At 72.8% G+C, this 14,787-nt stretch carries 13 protein-coding genes; 4 read left to right on the top strand and 9 right to left on the bottom strand.

Annotated elements, in window-relative coordinates; all coding sequences use genetic code 11:
- Positions 1-80: 80 nt before the first annotated feature.
- The 8 genes from ACWC24_RS24450 to ACWC24_RS24415 all read right to left on the bottom strand — a co-directional run bounded on the left by ACWC24_RS24450 (position 81) and on the right by ACWC24_RS24415 (position 5,634).
- A complete protein-coding gene (locus ACWC24_RS24450; protein ID WP_450664991.1) occupies positions 81-1,112 on the bottom strand; it encodes an SDR family oxidoreductase in 1,032 nt (343 codons plus the stop codon).
- Positions 1,113-1,297: 185 nt separating this feature from the next.
- Positions 1,298-3,148 carry a complex I subunit 5 family protein gene (locus ACWC24_RS24445; RefSeq protein WP_450664990.1) on the bottom strand — a complete coding sequence of 617 codons (1,851 nt, stop codon included), beginning with the start codon at positions 3,146-3,148 and terminating at the stop codon, positions 1,298-1,300.
- 9 nt (positions 3,149-3,157) lie between these two features.
- On the bottom strand, positions 3,158-3,502 hold the full coding sequence (locus ACWC24_RS24440) for a sodium:proton antiporter (RefSeq protein WP_450664989.1): 345 nt from the start codon (positions 3,500-3,502) through the stop codon (positions 3,158-3,160).
- On the bottom strand, positions 3,499-4,254 hold the full coding sequence (locus ACWC24_RS24435; RefSeq protein WP_450664988.1) for an MnhB domain-containing protein: 756 nt from the start codon (positions 4,252-4,254) through the stop codon (positions 3,499-3,501). The genes ACWC24_RS24440 and ACWC24_RS24435 overlap by 4 nt, the downstream gene beginning before the upstream one ends.
- Positions 4,244-4,549, bottom strand: a complete 306-nt coding sequence (locus tag ACWC24_RS24430; RefSeq protein WP_450664987.1) for a Na(+)/H(+) antiporter subunit B — start codon at positions 4,547-4,549, stop codon at positions 4,244-4,246. The genes ACWC24_RS24435 and ACWC24_RS24430 overlap by 11 nt, the downstream gene beginning before the upstream one ends.
- Positions 4,546-4,854 carry a cation:proton antiporter gene (locus ACWC24_RS24425; protein WP_450664986.1) on the bottom strand — a complete coding sequence of 103 codons (309 nt, stop codon included), beginning with the start codon at positions 4,852-4,854 and terminating at the stop codon, positions 4,546-4,548. Before ACWC24_RS24425 ends, ACWC24_RS24430 begins: the two co-directional genes overlap by 4 nt.
- 1 nt (position 4,855) lies before the next feature.
- A complete protein-coding gene (locus tag ACWC24_RS24420; protein WP_450664985.1) occupies positions 4,856-5,149 on the bottom strand; it encodes an MrpF/PhaF family protein in 294 nt (97 codons plus the stop codon).
- Positions 5,146-5,634, bottom strand: coding sequence for a hypothetical protein (locus tag ACWC24_RS24415; protein ID WP_450664984.1), 489 nt, complete (start codon positions 5,632-5,634; stop codon positions 5,146-5,148). The genes ACWC24_RS24420 and ACWC24_RS24415 overlap by 4 nt, the downstream gene beginning before the upstream one ends.
- A gap of 654 nt (positions 5,635-6,288) precedes the next feature.
- Here ACWC24_RS24415 and ACWC24_RS24410 point away from each other — a divergent pair.
- The 4 genes from ACWC24_RS24410 to ACWC24_RS24395 are packed head-to-tail and all read left to right on the top strand — an operon-like array spanning position 6,289 to position 13,146.
- A complete protein-coding gene (locus ACWC24_RS24410; RefSeq protein WP_450664983.1) occupies positions 6,289-6,423 on the top strand; it encodes a hypothetical protein in 135 nt (44 codons plus the stop codon).
- Positions 6,420-10,628, top strand: a complete 4,209-nt coding sequence (locus tag ACWC24_RS24405; protein WP_450664982.1) for a hypothetical protein — start codon at positions 6,420-6,422, stop codon at positions 10,626-10,628. Before ACWC24_RS24410 ends, ACWC24_RS24405 begins: the two co-directional genes overlap by 4 nt.
- 20 nt (positions 10,629-10,648) lie before the next feature.
- A complete protein-coding gene (locus ACWC24_RS24400) occupies positions 10,649-11,347 on the top strand; it encodes a hypothetical protein (protein ID WP_450664981.1) in 699 nt (232 codons plus the stop codon).
- Positions 11,347-13,146 carry a PQQ-binding-like beta-propeller repeat protein gene (locus ACWC24_RS24395; protein WP_450664980.1) on the top strand — a complete coding sequence of 600 codons (1,800 nt, stop codon included), beginning with the start codon at positions 11,347-11,349 and terminating at the stop codon, positions 13,144-13,146. Before ACWC24_RS24400 ends, ACWC24_RS24395 begins: the two co-directional genes overlap by 1 nt.
- 234 nt (positions 13,147-13,380) lie before the next feature.
- Here the strand turns inward: ACWC24_RS24395 and ACWC24_RS24390 are convergent, their stop codons facing one another.
- Positions 13,381-14,535, bottom strand: coding sequence for a magnesium and cobalt transport protein CorA (locus tag ACWC24_RS24390; protein ID WP_450664979.1), 1,155 nt, complete (start codon positions 14,533-14,535; stop codon positions 13,381-13,383).
- Positions 14,536-14,787: the final 252 nt, after the last annotated feature.

Genomic DNA, 14,787 nt, shown 5'->3' with positions numbered 1-14,787 from the left:
TCACCCGCGTGGCGCGCGAGGTCGGCAGCGAGGGCCGCCTCGGCGGCCAGGCCGAGGTGCCTACTCCTCCGTTCTCGTCTCTAGCGCCGCGGGCGGGCCGCCACGGCGACCCCCGCCGCGGCCGCCGCGACTCCGGCGGCGAGGGCGACGTGATGGCGTGAGGCCCAGGTCTGCGGTGCGCGCGACGCCGCCTGCTCGTCGAAGCGGCCGTGCGCGCCGAAGTCCCGTCCGCCGGTGTCGTCCAGCGGCTGCCAGAGGTTGCCGCGGGCGTCCGACGGCTCCGGCTCGTCGGTCATCTGGGCGTCGTAGCCGGTCCGGGCCAGGTAGCGGTCCAGGAGGCCGGGCGCCACGGCGTTGGCGAGCAGGGTGCCCACGGTGCTCGCGCCGACCCAGTACTCACGCCGACGCGCGTGACCGGCGGCGTGCACGATGGCGCGGGCGGCCGGTTCCGGCTGGTAGATCGGGGGCACGGGCTGCGGCTTGCGTGACATCCGGGCCGTCGACCAGTCGAACTGCGGGGTGTTCACCGCCGGCAGCTGGACCATGGTGACCGACACCCCGCTGCCGCGGTGCAGGAGCTCACAGCGCACGGCCTCGTTCCAGCCCTGGATCGCGTGCTTGGCGCCGCAGTAGGCGGACTGCAGGGGGATGCCGCGGTAGGCGAGCGCCGAGCCGACCTGTACGACGACGCCGTGGTCGCGCGGCAGCATCCGGCGCAGCGCGGCCCGGGTGCCGTACACGTAGCCGAGGTAACAGACCTCGGTGACCCGGCGGAACTCGTCCGGCTCGATGTCGACGAACTCCGCGAACACCGTGGTGAGGGCGTCGTTGACCCATACGTCGATCGGGCCCAGCTCCTGTTCGACCCGGGTCGCCGCGTCCTCCACCGCCTGCGCGTCCGCCACGTCCGCCTCCAGCGGCAGCGCCGTACCGCCCGTGCGGCGTATCTCGTCGGCCGCCGCGGCCAGCCCGCCGCGGCCGCGGGCCACGAGTGCCACGCGGTCGCCCCGGGCGGCGAACGCCCGGGCGGTGGCCCGGCCGACGCCCCCGCTCGCTCCGGTGACCACGACGACCCGTGGGCTGTGCGGCGTACGACCGGACTGTCGGAACATGGCTGCCGTCTCCGTTTCCCGCCGGTGTCACCGGTACGACGACCGGTGCGGTCCGCCGCGGTGACGCGCACTGTCGGACCCACTGCCGAAGCGCACCGCCGTGGCGCACTTGCGGAGTAACCGCCCGGGACGCCGGAAAACCTCGCGCACCGGCTCGCGGCCAGGCGCGGGACGGCCGCCGGGCGCTATACGGACATGGCGACGAGCAGGACCGCCACCCCGACGGCGAGCCACGCGACGTAGTCGCCGAGGTGCCCCGAGTGCAGCCGTCGCAGCGGTACGACCACCCGCCGCCCGACGGCCGTGCAGACGGCCGCGACCCGGCCCGCGAGCGGCGACCGCAGTGCGGGACCCCAGACGGCCGCCGCGGCCAGCAGCACCGCCACCAGGGCCGAGACGAGTGCGAGCAGCACCCCCTCGGTGGTCCAGGCGACGTCGGGCACCGGCCCGGACGGTCCCACGGGGTGGCCGAAGGCGGCGGTGACGTAGGCGGTGCGGTCGGTGAACTGCCTGGCCGCACGGGCGAGGGCGACCCCGGCTTCGGGCAGCAGCCCGACGGCGAGCGCGGCGGCCAGCAGGACGGCGGGCACGGCCAGCATCGGCACCGGAATCCGGCGCTGCGGATCGCGGATCTCCGGTTCCTCGCCGCCGCCGGTGGTCTCCGGCCCCGCGTACCGCTCCCGCGGTGCGGGCCCGGCACCGGCGAAGATCCGGGCGCCGGCGCGCAGCACTGCCCCGCCGGTCAGCGCCGACACGAGCACGAACACCGCGGGCAGCCAGGGCAGACGTTCCTCCCCGGAGTGCTCGACGACGGCCTTGCCCAGCCCGGTGCCGAACGGCGGCAGACCCGCGAGCGCGAGACCGCCGACGGCGAACAGCACCCCGGCGAAGGGCAGATCGCGGCCGCGCCGGTACAGCCCGTGCTCGTCGACGGAGCCGTGCCGGTCCAGCAGTACGCCCGTCAGGGCGAACAGGGCCGCCTTCACCCCGGCGTGGGCGGCGACGTACAGGGCCACCCCGGCCGCGCCCGCGGGGGTGAGCAGCGCCAGCCCGGTGAGGAAGAGGCCGACATGGCCGACGGTGGAGAAGGCGAGCAGCCGCTTGAGATGCCGTTGCTGCCAGCACATCACGGCCCCCACCAGGGCCGTCAGCACCCCGGCGGCGACGAACGTGGTGCGCAGGTGGCCGGGTGTGATGCCGTTCGGGCCGGAGAACACGATCCAGTAGACGCGCGCGGTGCCGTACACACCGAGTTCCACCATGACCCCGGAGAGCAGCATGCACACCGGTGTCGGCGCGACGGAGTGGGCGTCGGGCAGCCAGAAGTGCAGGGGCACCACCGCCGCCTTGACCAGCAGGCCGGTGACGATCAGCACGAAGGCGACGGAGAGCAGGGCGTCGGGGCGGTGCTTCGCCAGCTGCACGCCGATCTGGGCGAAGCCGAGCTCACCGGTGCGGGCGTACACCAGGCCGATGCCGAGCAGCGAGCAGTACGCGCCGAGCGAGTTGACGACACCGAAGACCAGGGCGCCCTGTACCGGCCGTGGGTCCTCGACGTGATAGCCGGTGAGCGCGTAGGCGACCGCCCCCATCAGTTCGAAGAAGACGAACGCGTCGAACAGGTCGCCGGTCAGCGCGAACCCGACCATGCCCGCCTCGAAGAGGAGGATCAGAGCCGGGAAGGCGCCCGCGTGCGCCACCGGCGGCTCGTCGAAGTAGCGCCACGCGTAGACGACGACCGCGAGGACGAGCGCGCCGGTCAGCAGCGCGAGGCCGGCCCCGATCCGGTCGCCGACGAGCACGATGCCGACGCTCTCGCCGCGCACCGGCGTCCAGCCGCCCAGCCACGAGACACTGTGCCCGTCGCCGGTGCGCAGCCACAGCAGCACCAGGACCGTGACCTCCAGCGCCGCCCAGGCGGTGACCAGCGCGTCGATGGCGGTCCGCGGCAGCCGGCGGCCCGCGATCACCAGGACGACGGCGCCCAGCAGCGGCACGGCGACGGCGAGCGGCAGCAGATCGGCGGTACCCACCATGCTCGGCTGCTAGCCCTTCAGCCCGGTGAGGGCGTCCGGGTCGACCGTGCCGTGGCGCTTGCGGATCTGGATGGCGAGCGCGAGCAGCAGCGCCGTGACCGTGGCGCCCACGACGACGTCGGTGAGCGCGAGCGCCTGCACGACCGGGTCGACGGTGCGGGTGCGCAGGGGGGTGTCGGTGAAGTACGGCGCGATGCCGCCGCGCCGGTATCCGACGGTGAGCAGCAGGACGTACGTCGACGACTGCGCCACGGCGAGACAGCCGACGGCGTGGACGATGTCGCGGCTGGTGACCATGCCGTACACACCGGCGAGCAGGATCCAGCCCGCGACCAGGAAGGGGAGGATCGTCATGCGCCGCCTCCGGATCCCGGGTCCCGCGCCGGTCCCACCTCGACGGCCTGGTCCAGGAAGGAGGCGAGCAGGACGATGATGCCGGAGCCGACCTCGACGCCGACCGCCGCGTTCAGCAGCGGGACCAGACCACCGGACGAGAGCTCGCCGAAGGTGCCGAGCGGCAGCACGTTCTGGAGATACGCGGCACCGGCGATCAGTCCCACGAAGCCCAGGGTCACGAACGCGCCCGCGCCCAAGGCGTCGGCCACGTCGAGCACGCCCAGCGGACGGATCCGTTTCAGCACGCCGTAGTCGGCGGCCACGTACGCCATGTGCAGCCCGGTGGCCAGGATGACGCCGCCCTGGAAGCCGCCGCCCGGCGACAACTGGCCGTGGGCCACGATGTACACGCCGGTCAGCAGGGTCAGCGGCACCATCACCAGGCCCAGCAGGCGGGTGCTGGGCAGGACCGGTCCCGGGCGCGGCCGGCCGGCGCGCTCGTCGCGGGTGTGGCGCAGCAGCACGATGGTCCCGAGTACGGAGGCGAACAGGATCGACTCCTCTCCGAGGGTGTCCAGGGCCCGCTGGTCGAAGTTGATCGACGAGACCACGTTGGCGGTGCGCTGCCGCAGGGACGCGGCCACCGCGCGGGTGCCGTACGGGTGCACGGGCGTCCCGAAGTGCGGCAGTCCGGTGCAGGCGAGGGTGTACAGCACGGCGAAGACGACGGCCGCGGCCCAGAACAGCCGGATGCGCGCGCTACGGCTCATCGGTGCCCTCCGGCCCACGGTCGGTGCGGTCGTCCTGTGCCGCCGCGGCGCGGCGCACCTTCCGGACGGTCAGCAGGATCAGCAGCGGGGTGACCGCCGTACCGACGGCGAGCTGGGACAGCGCCACGTCGGGCGCCTGGAGCAGCGTGAACAGGACGGTGAGGCACAGACCGAGGACGGCCAGCAGCAGTGCCTGGCGCACCGGGTCGCGGGCGAGCGCCGCCGCGGTGGCGGTGGCCGCCACCAGCAGCAGCGCGACGGCGATCAGATACTCCTGCGCGGTCGCGGCGCTCATTGCGGGGAGTCCTCTCGCAGCAGATGTTCGTGCTGGGCCGTCGCCCGGCCGACGGCCATCGCGGTGACCGAGCCGCCGAACGCGACGATCACCCCGACGAGGACCAGCTTGAGGGCGGCGCGTCCTGGGCCGGTCTCGACCGCCAGGGCGAACGCGACGAGCGGGCCGCCGACGGCGGAGGCGGGGGTGAGGGCGTGCAGCCGCTGGAACGGTCCGGGCAGCGCCACCAGACCCACGGCGGACAGCAGCAGCACACCGGTGCCGACGGCGAGCAGGACGAGGGCACATCCGTGACGGAGCGTCATCTCACCTCTCCTCGCCGGTCCTTGGGGTGCCGGGGGTCTCGATCGACGGGCCGCCGAGGAAGCGCGCGAAGACCAGGGTCCCGGCGGGCCCCAGGACCGCCAGGACGAGGCCGACGTCGACGAAGGAACTGCGGCCGTACATCTGGGAGGTCAGCAGCAGAACGACGGTCACCACGGTGGTCGCCAGGCTGAGGCCCGCCAGCCGCTCGACCGCCGTTCCCCGGCCGGCGGCCCAGACGCACGGCGGCACCCCCAGCGTCAGCAGGACCGCCGCCGCGAGCAACCAGGCGTTCATCGGCGCGGCCCCTCGGTGAGCACGTCCTCCAGGCGCGTACGGTCGTCGGTGAGGAAGTGGGCGACGGCGGTCCGCGTTCCTCGTGCGCCGTTGCCGTGCACGTCGACGATGTACGCGCCGGGGGTGGAGGACAGCAGCGCACAGGCCCACGCGGCACCCGAACCGGGGGCCAGGGTCATCGTCCGCAGACCGCCCTCGGGCGAACGGCCGCGCAGGGCGAGCACGGTGACCCGGCACAGCCTGCCCAGGTCGGCGAGGACCGCGCCGGGCCACGCGAGGGTGGCCGCCGCCCACCGGCGGGTGCCGCCGAGCCGGGCGCCCGACGCCGTACGGACGGCCCGCGCGGCGATCGCCGCGAGCAGCGCGCCACCGGCGGCCACGGCGATCTCGAGGGGGGTGACGGTGCTGACGAACAGGATGTCGACGACGACCAGTACCGCCCACCAGGCCAGTACCTCGCCGAGTGCCGCCGGAACCTTGCGCATCGCCCCTCCTCGCCCCCGTGCGTCGTCGCGGACCAGCAACGTGTACCTCGTACGGCCGCTTCCATGCCCGACGCACGCCGCGCACCGCGACCCGCCGGGCCGATCGTCACCGTGATGGAGCAGTACACACGGACACGGCACGCCACCGGCCGGCTGCTCACCGCCGGTGCTTCCGAGCGAAGCTGCTGGGAGCGCCTCCGGCCCGGGCTGATCCGTCTTTCCGGGGCCTTCTCGCTCGTGCCCGGTGGCAGGGCCCACGACGAAGCGAGGAGGCGACCGACGCCGGGTCCACGACGAAGCGAGGAGGCGACCGACGCCGGGTCCACGACGTGGTCGGCGCGTACGCGATCGCGGTGAACACCTTCCGGCCCGTCACCGGAGCCGTCCCACCGCCCTGTCGACGGGGCGGGAACGCCGGTATCGGCGGCGCGACCGTCTCCCACGGACCGTCAGGAGCCGAGTCGTGCCCGGGATCCACAGCCATGGCCGACGATCACGCCCCGGGGAAGCCCACTGCGCTTCCTCGTTGAGTCGACGCCGCGGCGAATCGTCCACCGGGGCCTTGGGCCGGCCGGCGAAGCCGCCCTGACGCAGGAGCCGCCCGGGCCCGACGTCAAGATCCGGGAGCTCACCTCCCAGCTCGCTGGGGACGGAGTGCATCCCGCGCTCATCCGGCTGATCGCGTCCTGCCTTGGCGAGAAAGCCAAATACCGCATCACCGCCCAGGCGTTCCGCCGTGAACTCGCCGCTGTCAACGCCTTCGCCGCCACCGAGGTGCTCTCCCGATGACCGACCAGCACAAGACCTCCCTGGAAGCGGACTTCTTCTCCTGGGACGAGGCCGACGACACCGATGCCGGCGACGCGTCGGTGGACGACACCCCGACCGTGGCCGACGTCCCGGAAGCCGGGCGGGCACGGTCGGCGGCCGACGGCACCGCAGGGCTGGCCGGTCGTTCCGGACGGGTCTGGGATCTCGTCGAGCGAAGGATCCGGCCGGTGGGCGAGCCCGCCCAGGTCCGGATGGTCAGGGCGAACGACGGCAGCGCCCTCGGCGCGCTGCGGGCCGCCGCCGAGCACGACCAGGACAGCCTCGACACCGCGGTGCGCGTCCTGATGGGGACCAGCCAGTTCGTCGTTCCGGTGCTGCTGGACGTGCTGCCCGCGACCCTCGACCAGGGGACCCGGTACATCACCACCTGGGCCACCGGCGACGCCATCGAGTCCGACGCCACCGAGCAGCAGGACGACAGCCTCGCCCACGAGCTGGCGCGCGGGCTGCGGATACCGCCCACCCGGGCACTGGAACTCATCGCACCGCTGGGAGCCCTGCTGGAGGAGGCCGCCGAGGGCGGCCTGTTCCCCGTGGAACTCTCCCCGGACCACCTGGTCGTCGACAACGGTTCGCTGCGGCTGACCGGGTTCTCCCGGCACGGTTACGCTCCCCAGCGGGGGATCAGACCCGACTGGGCGAACGCCTCCGAGTGGACGCGGGGACTGCTGGGCGACGAGGAACCGCCCGCGGGCGCGGAGGCGCTGCGGCGCTATCAGTTCCGTGCCCTGTGGGCCCTGGCCGGCTGGCTCGGTTCCGGACGGCGGCCCGCCTCGTGGCGCGCCGTCGCCAGCGACGAGCACCTCCAGGAGTACCTGAAGTCGGCGGGCTTCCGGATCGATCCCTTCGCGCACTCCCGGATGTCCGCCGCCGTCCTCACCGACGCCGTTCGGGAACAGCACAAGGCGGACGCGGTCACGGAGATCGCGGGCAGCGCGGCCGTCGTCGTCTACGACGCGAGTACGGCGCTCAACGCGCGGCAGGACGAGAAGTACCTGCGGAGCCTGGTCGGCGGGTTCTACCAGGCCAAGGTCAGGGCCAGGTCCGAGAGCGACGGGGTGGTGTACCGCGCCGCCCTGCCGGGTGGGATCTCGGTGCGGCTGGACAAGCCGAAGACCGTCACGGCCGACCACAAGACCGCGGTCGACTCCTGGATCCACGTCGAGATCACCGCGTACGAGGCCGGCCTCGACAAGAACGGACGCACCCGCGGGCTGCGGGGCCGGCAGGTCCCGGGGGGCAAGTCCACACCCCTGCCCGAGCGGAAGTCGGTCAACCCCGAGGCGATCCGGCTGGCCGCCCTCCTGGAACGGGGACGTCCCGTCCTGGGGATCGCCCGTATCGGCAGCCGGGACATCGCGGGCGACCTCGCGGGACTGCTCGGCACCTCGGGCTGGGTGCTGACCGAGGACGACCCGGCCGAACTCCTGGAACGGGTGGTGCAGCTGTGCCGGGAGGAGACCGACACCGCACCGGACGTGTACCTGGTGAGCGTCTCCGAGGACTCCCTGGGGCCGAAGGCCCGTGCGGCGTGCCGGATCAACCGGCTGGTCCCCGGGGAGGAAGTGACCTTCGCCGTACGGTCCGGCTCCGACGGCACCTCACTGCCGGTGCGGTGGCAGGACCTGCCCTTCGTGTACGACCTCGACCTCGCCAAGGTCCGTGAGCACGTCTACCCCAAGAGCACGGCGGGCAAGTCCGTCGCCCGGCAGACGTTCCCGGTTGCGTTCGCGGCCTGCGCGACGGATCCCGGCGCCGACGGCGACTTCATCATCTCGATGCAGCGGGCGCTCAAGGACGAGCTGCACCGGCGCCCGGACATCCTGGTGCTCACCGCGGCCGACCTGACCGCCCGGCGCAAGGCTCTGGGCACCCCCCGGGTCAAGGAACACCTGCGCAACCTGGCCGCCGCCCGCCATCTGCTGTCGGCGCTCCCGCTGGTCGGGCCGGTGGTGTCCGATGTGGTCCGTACCGTGGGCGACCGGCAGGTGGGCACGGCCGTCCCGGCGCTGCTGGGTCTTTCCGGCTGGCTGGACGTCCTCGCCCCCGACTGGGACGAGCTGTGCCAGGTGCTGGCGACCGAGGGCATCCATCTGCGCCGCGCCTGCGAACAGCTCGCCACGGTGGCCGAGGCGATCACCCTCGCGCCCGGGCTTCGGCCGTTCCTGCTCGACCTGGTGCTCGCCGACGCCGACGTCGCCGTCCTGCGCGCCTTCCACGTACAGGACGTGATCGGCCGCGCCGCCACGGTGCTCGACGAGGCCGGCCCGGTGCTGGCCCGGACCCTGGCCGCCGCCCTGGCTGCGGCGCCCTTCGGTACCGAGCAGGAGGCCGTCCGGGAGCGGGTGCTCTCCATGCTCGAGCGGGTGGACTTCTGCCGGACCCTGCCCTCGGCGGAGGACGCGCAGTACCTGGTCCCGTCCGAGGCCGTCCAGCTGCTCGACAAGGACCGGACCTCCGACGAGCAACTGCGGTCGTGGGGCACCGCGATACCCGCGATCATCAGCCGGGCCCGTGAGGTCGGCTACGACACCGACCGGCTGCCCGAACTGCTGCGCCGAGCGGGAGTCACCAAGAGCAGGGTGCACCTGGCGACCCGGGAACTCGTCAAGATCGACCAGCGGGTGTGGGCCGATGCCCATCGCGTCGGTCAGGGCCTGCTTCGCGCATGGTGGGACACCTTCGGCGACTTCCAGCTGCTGCTGCCCGTCGGCGAGGGAAGCTGGTCCACCGACGATCTCACCGAGCTCGCCGAACTGGCCGACGGCGACCTGCAGTTGCTCGCCGAATGGCTCAGCGGGCCACTCGACGCCCCGGCCCTGCGCAAGCTGCGCGGGTTCGCCCGGGAGGCCGGTCTCCCCCTGGCGCAGGTGGCCGACCTGTACAGCGAGGGGTCGTGGGAGCTGCCCGAGAACCACGAGGAGCTCGTCGGCATGGTGCGGGCCGCGGCGCGAGAGGGCGCCGATCTCTCCGAACTGCTCGCCGAATGGTCCGACCGGCTGCCGCACTACCGCAGCAGCGGCACCGCCGCGTTGTGGTACCCGGTGGCGGCGCTCCGACTGGTCGACGCGCTCGGGCTGACGGCCGAGTCCGCCGCGGAGTTCGCCGAGGTGGACGCCAAGCGGCTGACCGCGGCCCGTGACGTGCTGATGCGCCGTCCCGTCCTGGCCCGGAGCCTGTCCCAGGCGCGGCCGGCCTCGGTGCGCGAGCTGCTGCCGGTGCTGGAGCATCTGTCGGACCAGCTCACCCCGGACGACATCGACCGCCTGCCGACGACCTCGGACCCGGTACGCGCCGGACGGATCGCCGAGGCGTCCGGGCAGTCGGTCCACGTGGTCTCCCTCGTCCTGCGGGCCTTCCCGCAGGCCACCCCGGAGGAGCTGACGCGGCTGGCCCTCATCGGGCCGCTCGTCTCCGACCTGCGGACCTCCGAGCTGCAGGACCTCGCCGCACTGGAACTCGCGGGCGATCAGTACGGCAAGATCGCCGAGGTCCACCTGTCCCTGCGGGGCGGCCCCAACGTGATCGGTCTGGTGCGGACCCACGGCTCGGCCGCCCTGCACACGGCGCTGGCGCCGATGCCGGTCTTCGACCGGGTCCTGCTGCTCACGGCGATGGCCAAGCTGCCACCGGCATCGGTGGTGGCGCTGGAACTGCGGGCGGACCACATGGCGTCCCTGGCCCGCGCCGAGAACCGCCGTGCGGGAACCTTCGAGGTCCTGGCCTCCTACGGAGGCGGACTCTTCCCCCTGCTGTGCGAGGAGGGCGGTCCGCAGGTGGTGAGCTTCCTCAAGGAGCACGGACGCACCCCGGAGGTGGCGGACTGCCTGACCGTGGGCGGCATGGCCGCGCTGGAGCCGCTGCGCACCCACGGTTCCGCCCTCGTCCAAGTGCTCGCGCTGGCCGGTGTGGATCCGTCGGGGGCCGTGGAGGCCGCCACCGCGCTCACCACGGTCGACAGCGTGCTGGCCGGACGCCGTCCGCTGTCCCGCCGGGCCGTCGGAAGGCTCCTCAACCACACGCCGCTCTACCCGCGCGAGACCCACGGCCGGGTCCGGATCCCGCTGGCCGCCGAGGTCCTCCGCCAGGGCATCGAGAAGTCCGCGGACGAGGCGCGACTGCTGCTCCTCGCCGACAACGCCGTGTACGGGCTGGGGTCATGAGCTCAGGGGACGACGACGGGATGGCCACTGTCGTCGGGTTTCTGGTGGGGGCCGCCCTGGTGATATGGCTCGTCTACGAGCTGATCCGGTTCCTTGTCCACAACCTGGCGACGCTGCTGGCGTGGGGTACCACCTCGGTCCTGGTGGGCCTGTTGTTCTGGGTGCCCTGGGCCGCGCTGCAACTGGTGCGCGAGCGCAACGGACACCTCCGTTCGACCGCTTGGCCGACGCTGTACACCCAGCGTGACCTGCGTTTCTGGGCGGCGGTCGCGGGCGGGGTGATCGGTCTGCTCTTCTGGCCGGTCCTCGCCGAGACCCGCGGCGCCTGGGGGCAACTGGCCACGCCGGCGCAGTGGGGCAGCGCTGTGCTGCCGCTTCTGCCGCCGGTGGCCTATGCGTTCTGCCGTTCTTCGATCCCCTCGGCCGAACCGACCCCGGTCGGCCGCGCGTCCGGGGGACCGTTCCTTCCGGAAGGGCCGGCGCAGGGCCGCACACCGTGGCTGGGCAGCGCCGCCGGTGCGGTGGAGCGCGTCGGGCGTATCCCGTCCGGTACTCCCGCTCTCCTGGGGCAGCCCGGGGTGTGGGGAAGGGAACCCCTTCGGACCGGCCTCGTCGAGAGCCGTCCCGACGGGCATGTGCTGCGGATGCGTCTGGTGAACGTGGATCCGCGGTCCGGTGCATGGAACATGTCGCCTTTCCGCGCGGATGGAGGACTCTGATGCGGTACTTCCTGTGGTTCATGGCGCTGCCCATGGTGTTCGGGCTGGTGACGTCTTCGTTCCAGTTCGTCGTGATGAACGGACCTCTGGTGCTGGGTGCCGGTGTCACGGTCGTCGTCTGTGTCGCCGCCCTGGCCGGGTTCGGGTCCGTACTGGCCCTGCTGCGGGCGCGAAACGGCCACCGCCGGCACACCGCCTGGCCCGTCCTGGGCACCCGGCTGGACGCCCTGGTCTGGACGATGCTGCCGACTGCCGTTCTCGGCACGATCGCCTGGCCGGACCTGGCACTGCTGCGGGACCGGCGATGGGGGGCTTTCGGCGCCGTCGGGGTTCCCGTGCTGGCACCGGCGCTCACTCTGCTTCTGCCGTTCCTGGGCCTGCTGCTGTGGCAGTGGCTGCCGGCCGAACCGGTCCGGGCGGGGAAAGCCAGGACGAGGTTCCTGGCCGGCCCTTCCGTGGTGTCGGCCGTGAGCGAAGCACCGTGGCGGGGGGCGGCCGGCGGAGCGGTGCGTGATGAGAAGCGGACTCCCGGCGGCCTGCTGCTCGCCCTGCCGCCGCGGCAGTGGCGACGAGAGCCGCTGTCCCTGCCCGAGAACGCCCGTCCGGCCCGCAGGACATCACGACGGGTCAGATGGTCGGGCCGCATCGTGGTGGGCCTGGCGGCCCTGCTGGCCCTCGCCGCCGGACTGGCCGCACCGGCCGACCCGAGGGTGCAGTGGTACATGATGGGGGACGTCCGCTCGGCGTTCCTCGCCGACGGTGTCGCCTATGTGACGTACGGGGAGGACGACAGCCTCACGCTGTCCGCCCGCAACGCCGTCACCGGTCAGGAGAACTGGCGGGTTCCGCTGCCCGCCACCCAGGCGGCGGAGGAGCACGGAGCGGCGGACACGCCGAAGCCGGAGCCTCACGGGAAGACGCCCGGGCAGGACACCGTGTACGTCGGCGACCTCGCGGTCAGCGCGCTGGCGACCCGCGACGGCTCGGTCCGCTGGACCTACCCCGCACCCGAGGCCACGCCGGAGATCCGTTTCGGCAGGCCTCTGGTGGCCGGAACACAGGTCCTGGTCACCGCCACGGACGGCACCCTGCGAGCGCTCGACGCGAAGACCGGAAAGCTCCGCTGGAAGAAGCAATGGGGCGCGGACGCCTACGGCGAAGGAAGGTCGTACCCCCTCTCGGACCCTCCGTCGTTCCTGGTGGACCACGGCAGGGCGTATCTGGCGCAGCACGGCAGGGTCGAGGTCTACGGCGCGGCGTCGGGCAGACACATCAGGAAGATCGACGTGCCCGGCGGCGACACGTACGGCACCGTTCGGATCGCGGTGTCGGCCGAAGACGTCTACGCGGCTTCCGGCAGTACGCTCTCGGCCTTCGCGGACCGCACCGGCAAGCGTCTGTGGAGCGTCCCGTTCGAGGGCGACTACGCCAAGGTCCGAAGCCTGACGGTCTCCGGTGACTTCCTGTTCGTCCAGGACGAGTATCACCTGCGGCGGCTCGACGCCCACTCCGGAGACAGTCTCTGGGCGGAGGACGTGCGGGGAGAGTCGATGCCCGTCGTCTCCGGCGACCGGGTCATCGTGGGCTACGAGCAGCAGATCACCTGCCTGCTGGTCTCCTCCGGCAAGTCGTGCGGGATCACCAGCGCCGCCGGCATGGACGAGACGCTCCTGACTCCGGACGGCTCCATCATGCTCGTCGACGAAAGGAACTTCGTGGAGGTCTTCTCCGCGGACCTGAGTCCCCGCGACGAATGGAACGCGCGGCAGCTGCTGCGGAGCTGGGGCGCGACGATCTAGGGTGCCCGCCGAGCCGTGATCGACCGATGGTCCCGGTACGGGGCCCTGCCCGCCGAATGCCGGGCAGGGCCCGATGAGCCCCTGCTGCCCGCCGCTTGAGCTGCAACCGGTCGTAAGACCCGTGCCCCAGCCCTTGCCGGGCGGTTGCCGAGAAGCACCGGGCCAAAGGCCGGCCGCCCGCTGCAACCGGTGCCGGATCGGCAGGGCAGGACACGCGCTCGTGGGTCTGACTGCTCAGAGCCAGTGCTTCCGTTTGAAGACGAAGTACAGGCTGGTGCACACGACCGCCATCAGGACGATCGCGAAGGGGTAGCCGAACACCCAGTGCAGCTCCGGCATGTGACTGAAGTTCATGCCGTAGATCGTGCCGACCAGGGTCGGGGCGAAGAGGATGGCCGCCCAGGAGGAGATCTTCTTGATCTCCTCGTTCTGTTCGAACCCCGCCTCCGCCAACGCCCGCATCTCGGCGTTCTGCTGCTGGGTGACCAGGGTCGCGTTCACCGTGAGGATGTCCTGGAGGGCCTGGCGGAAGCTGTCGACGCGTTCGCTGGTGTGCGTGACGTGGTCGGCCACGTCACGGAGGTAGCGCTGGAGTTCCTCGTCCGTGCCGTACTTGGCGAAGCCGGCCATCAGGCCGTGCAGCATGCCGACGAGCGGGCGGGTGGCGCGCTGGAACTCGACCATCTCGCGGGAGAGTTCGTAGATGCGACGGGAGACCTCGGGGTCGCCGCGGAAGACCTCCGTCTCGATCTCGTCGACGTCGTTCTGGACCCCGGCGACGACCGGGGCGTAGCCGTCGACCACCGCGTCGAGGATGGCGTACAGCACCGCCTCCGGACCGAGTTTCAGCAGGTCGGGGGTGTCTTCCATGCGGCGGCGGACCGCGGAGAGGTTCGGGGCGGCGCCATGGCGGACCGTGATGACGAAGTCGGGGCCGACGAAGACGTGCAGTTCGCCGAAGTCGACCTCCTCGGGCGCGTCGAGGTAGCGGGCGGCGCGCAGGACGACGAACAGCGTGTCGCCGTAGCGCTCCAGCTTCGGCCGCTGGTGGGCCTCCAGGGCGTCCTCGACGGAGAGCGGATGAAGGTCGAACTCCGAGGCGAGAGAGAGGAGTTCGTCCTCGGTCGGGCGGGCCAGGCCGATCCACGCCATGCCGGACGGCTGCTCGCGCAGTTCCCGGAAGGTCTCCGCCAGCGAGCCGGGGGAGGAGACCCGGACGCCGTCGCGGTACAGGGCCGCCTCGACGATGCTGCCCGCTTCGGCGGGGCCCGGACCGGGGCCCGGGGGCACGGCCGGCGGCGCGGGCGTCGGCCGTGGTGGGCGCGGCGGCAGGGGGCGGCGCCAGACGGGCTTCCTGGCTCCGGCGGCTGCGTGGCGTCGCTCGGACATCGTGGCTGCCTCCCGGTCGAGCCTGCGGCCGCGTGATCCACGGTCGCGGTGTGCGCTGCGGGCACGGTTCGCGTCGTGTTCCCGGTCTCTGCTGTCCTCTCCGTTTTCCCCGCTGTCCTTATTCGATCAGGTAGCAGGATATACGGGGCAAACGGCATGGGCGTGGCGTCGGCCTCGCCGGGTGCCGGGTGCCGGGTGCCGGGTGCGCCCGCGTCCCGGCGCCGTCCGGTGCCCGTGGCCGGCTTGCGGACC

The organism is Streptomyces sp. NPDC001443, from assembly GCF_053597355.1.
This window is presented reverse-complemented; position numbering and strand designations above follow the sequence as displayed.

Bases quoted from the DNA above. Each gene is read 5' to 3' on its own strand.
- ACWC24_RS24450 (WP_450664991.1), bottom strand. From the start codon at position 1,112: ATGTTCCGACAGTCCGGTCGTACGCCGCACAGCCCACGGGTCGTCGTG.
- ACWC24_RS24445 (WP_450664990.1), bottom strand. From the start codon at position 3,148: ATGGTGGGTACCGCCGATCTGCTGCCGCTCGCCGTCGCCGTGCCGCTG.
- ACWC24_RS24440 (WP_450664989.1), bottom strand. From the start codon at position 3,502: ATGACGATCCTCCCCTTCCTGGTCGCGGGCTGGATCCTGCTCGCCGGT.
- ACWC24_RS24435 (WP_450664988.1), bottom strand. From the start codon at position 4,254: ATGAGCCGTAGCGCGCGCATCCGGCTGTTCTGGGCCGCGGCCGTCGTC.
- ACWC24_RS24430 (WP_450664987.1), bottom strand. From the start codon at position 4,549: ATGAGCGCCGCGACCGCGCAGGAGTATCTGATCGCCGTCGCGCTGCTG.
- ACWC24_RS24425 (WP_450664986.1), bottom strand. From the start codon at position 4,854: ATGACGCTCCGTCACGGATGTGCCCTCGTCCTGCTCGCCGTCGGCACC.
- ACWC24_RS24420 (WP_450664985.1), bottom strand. From the start codon at position 5,149: ATGAACGCCTGGTTGCTCGCGGCGGCGGTCCTGCTGACGCTGGGGGTG.
- ACWC24_RS24415 (WP_450664984.1), bottom strand. From the start codon at position 5,634: ATGCGCAAGGTTCCGGCGGCACTCGGCGAGGTACTGGCCTGGTGGGCG.
- ACWC24_RS24405 (WP_450664982.1), top strand. From the start codon at position 6,420: ATGACCGACCAGCACAAGACCTCCCTGGAAGCGGACTTCTTCTCCTGG.
- ACWC24_RS24400 (WP_450664981.1), top strand. From the start codon at position 10,649: ATGGCCACTGTCGTCGGGTTTCTGGTGGGGGCCGCCCTGGTGATATGG.
- ACWC24_RS24395 (WP_450664980.1), top strand. From the start codon at position 11,347: ATGCGGTACTTCCTGTGGTTCATGGCGCTGCCCATGGTGTTCGGGCTG.
- ACWC24_RS24390 (WP_450664979.1), bottom strand. From the start codon at position 14,535: ATGTCCGAGCGACGCCACGCAGCCGCCGGAGCCAGGAAGCCCGTCTGG.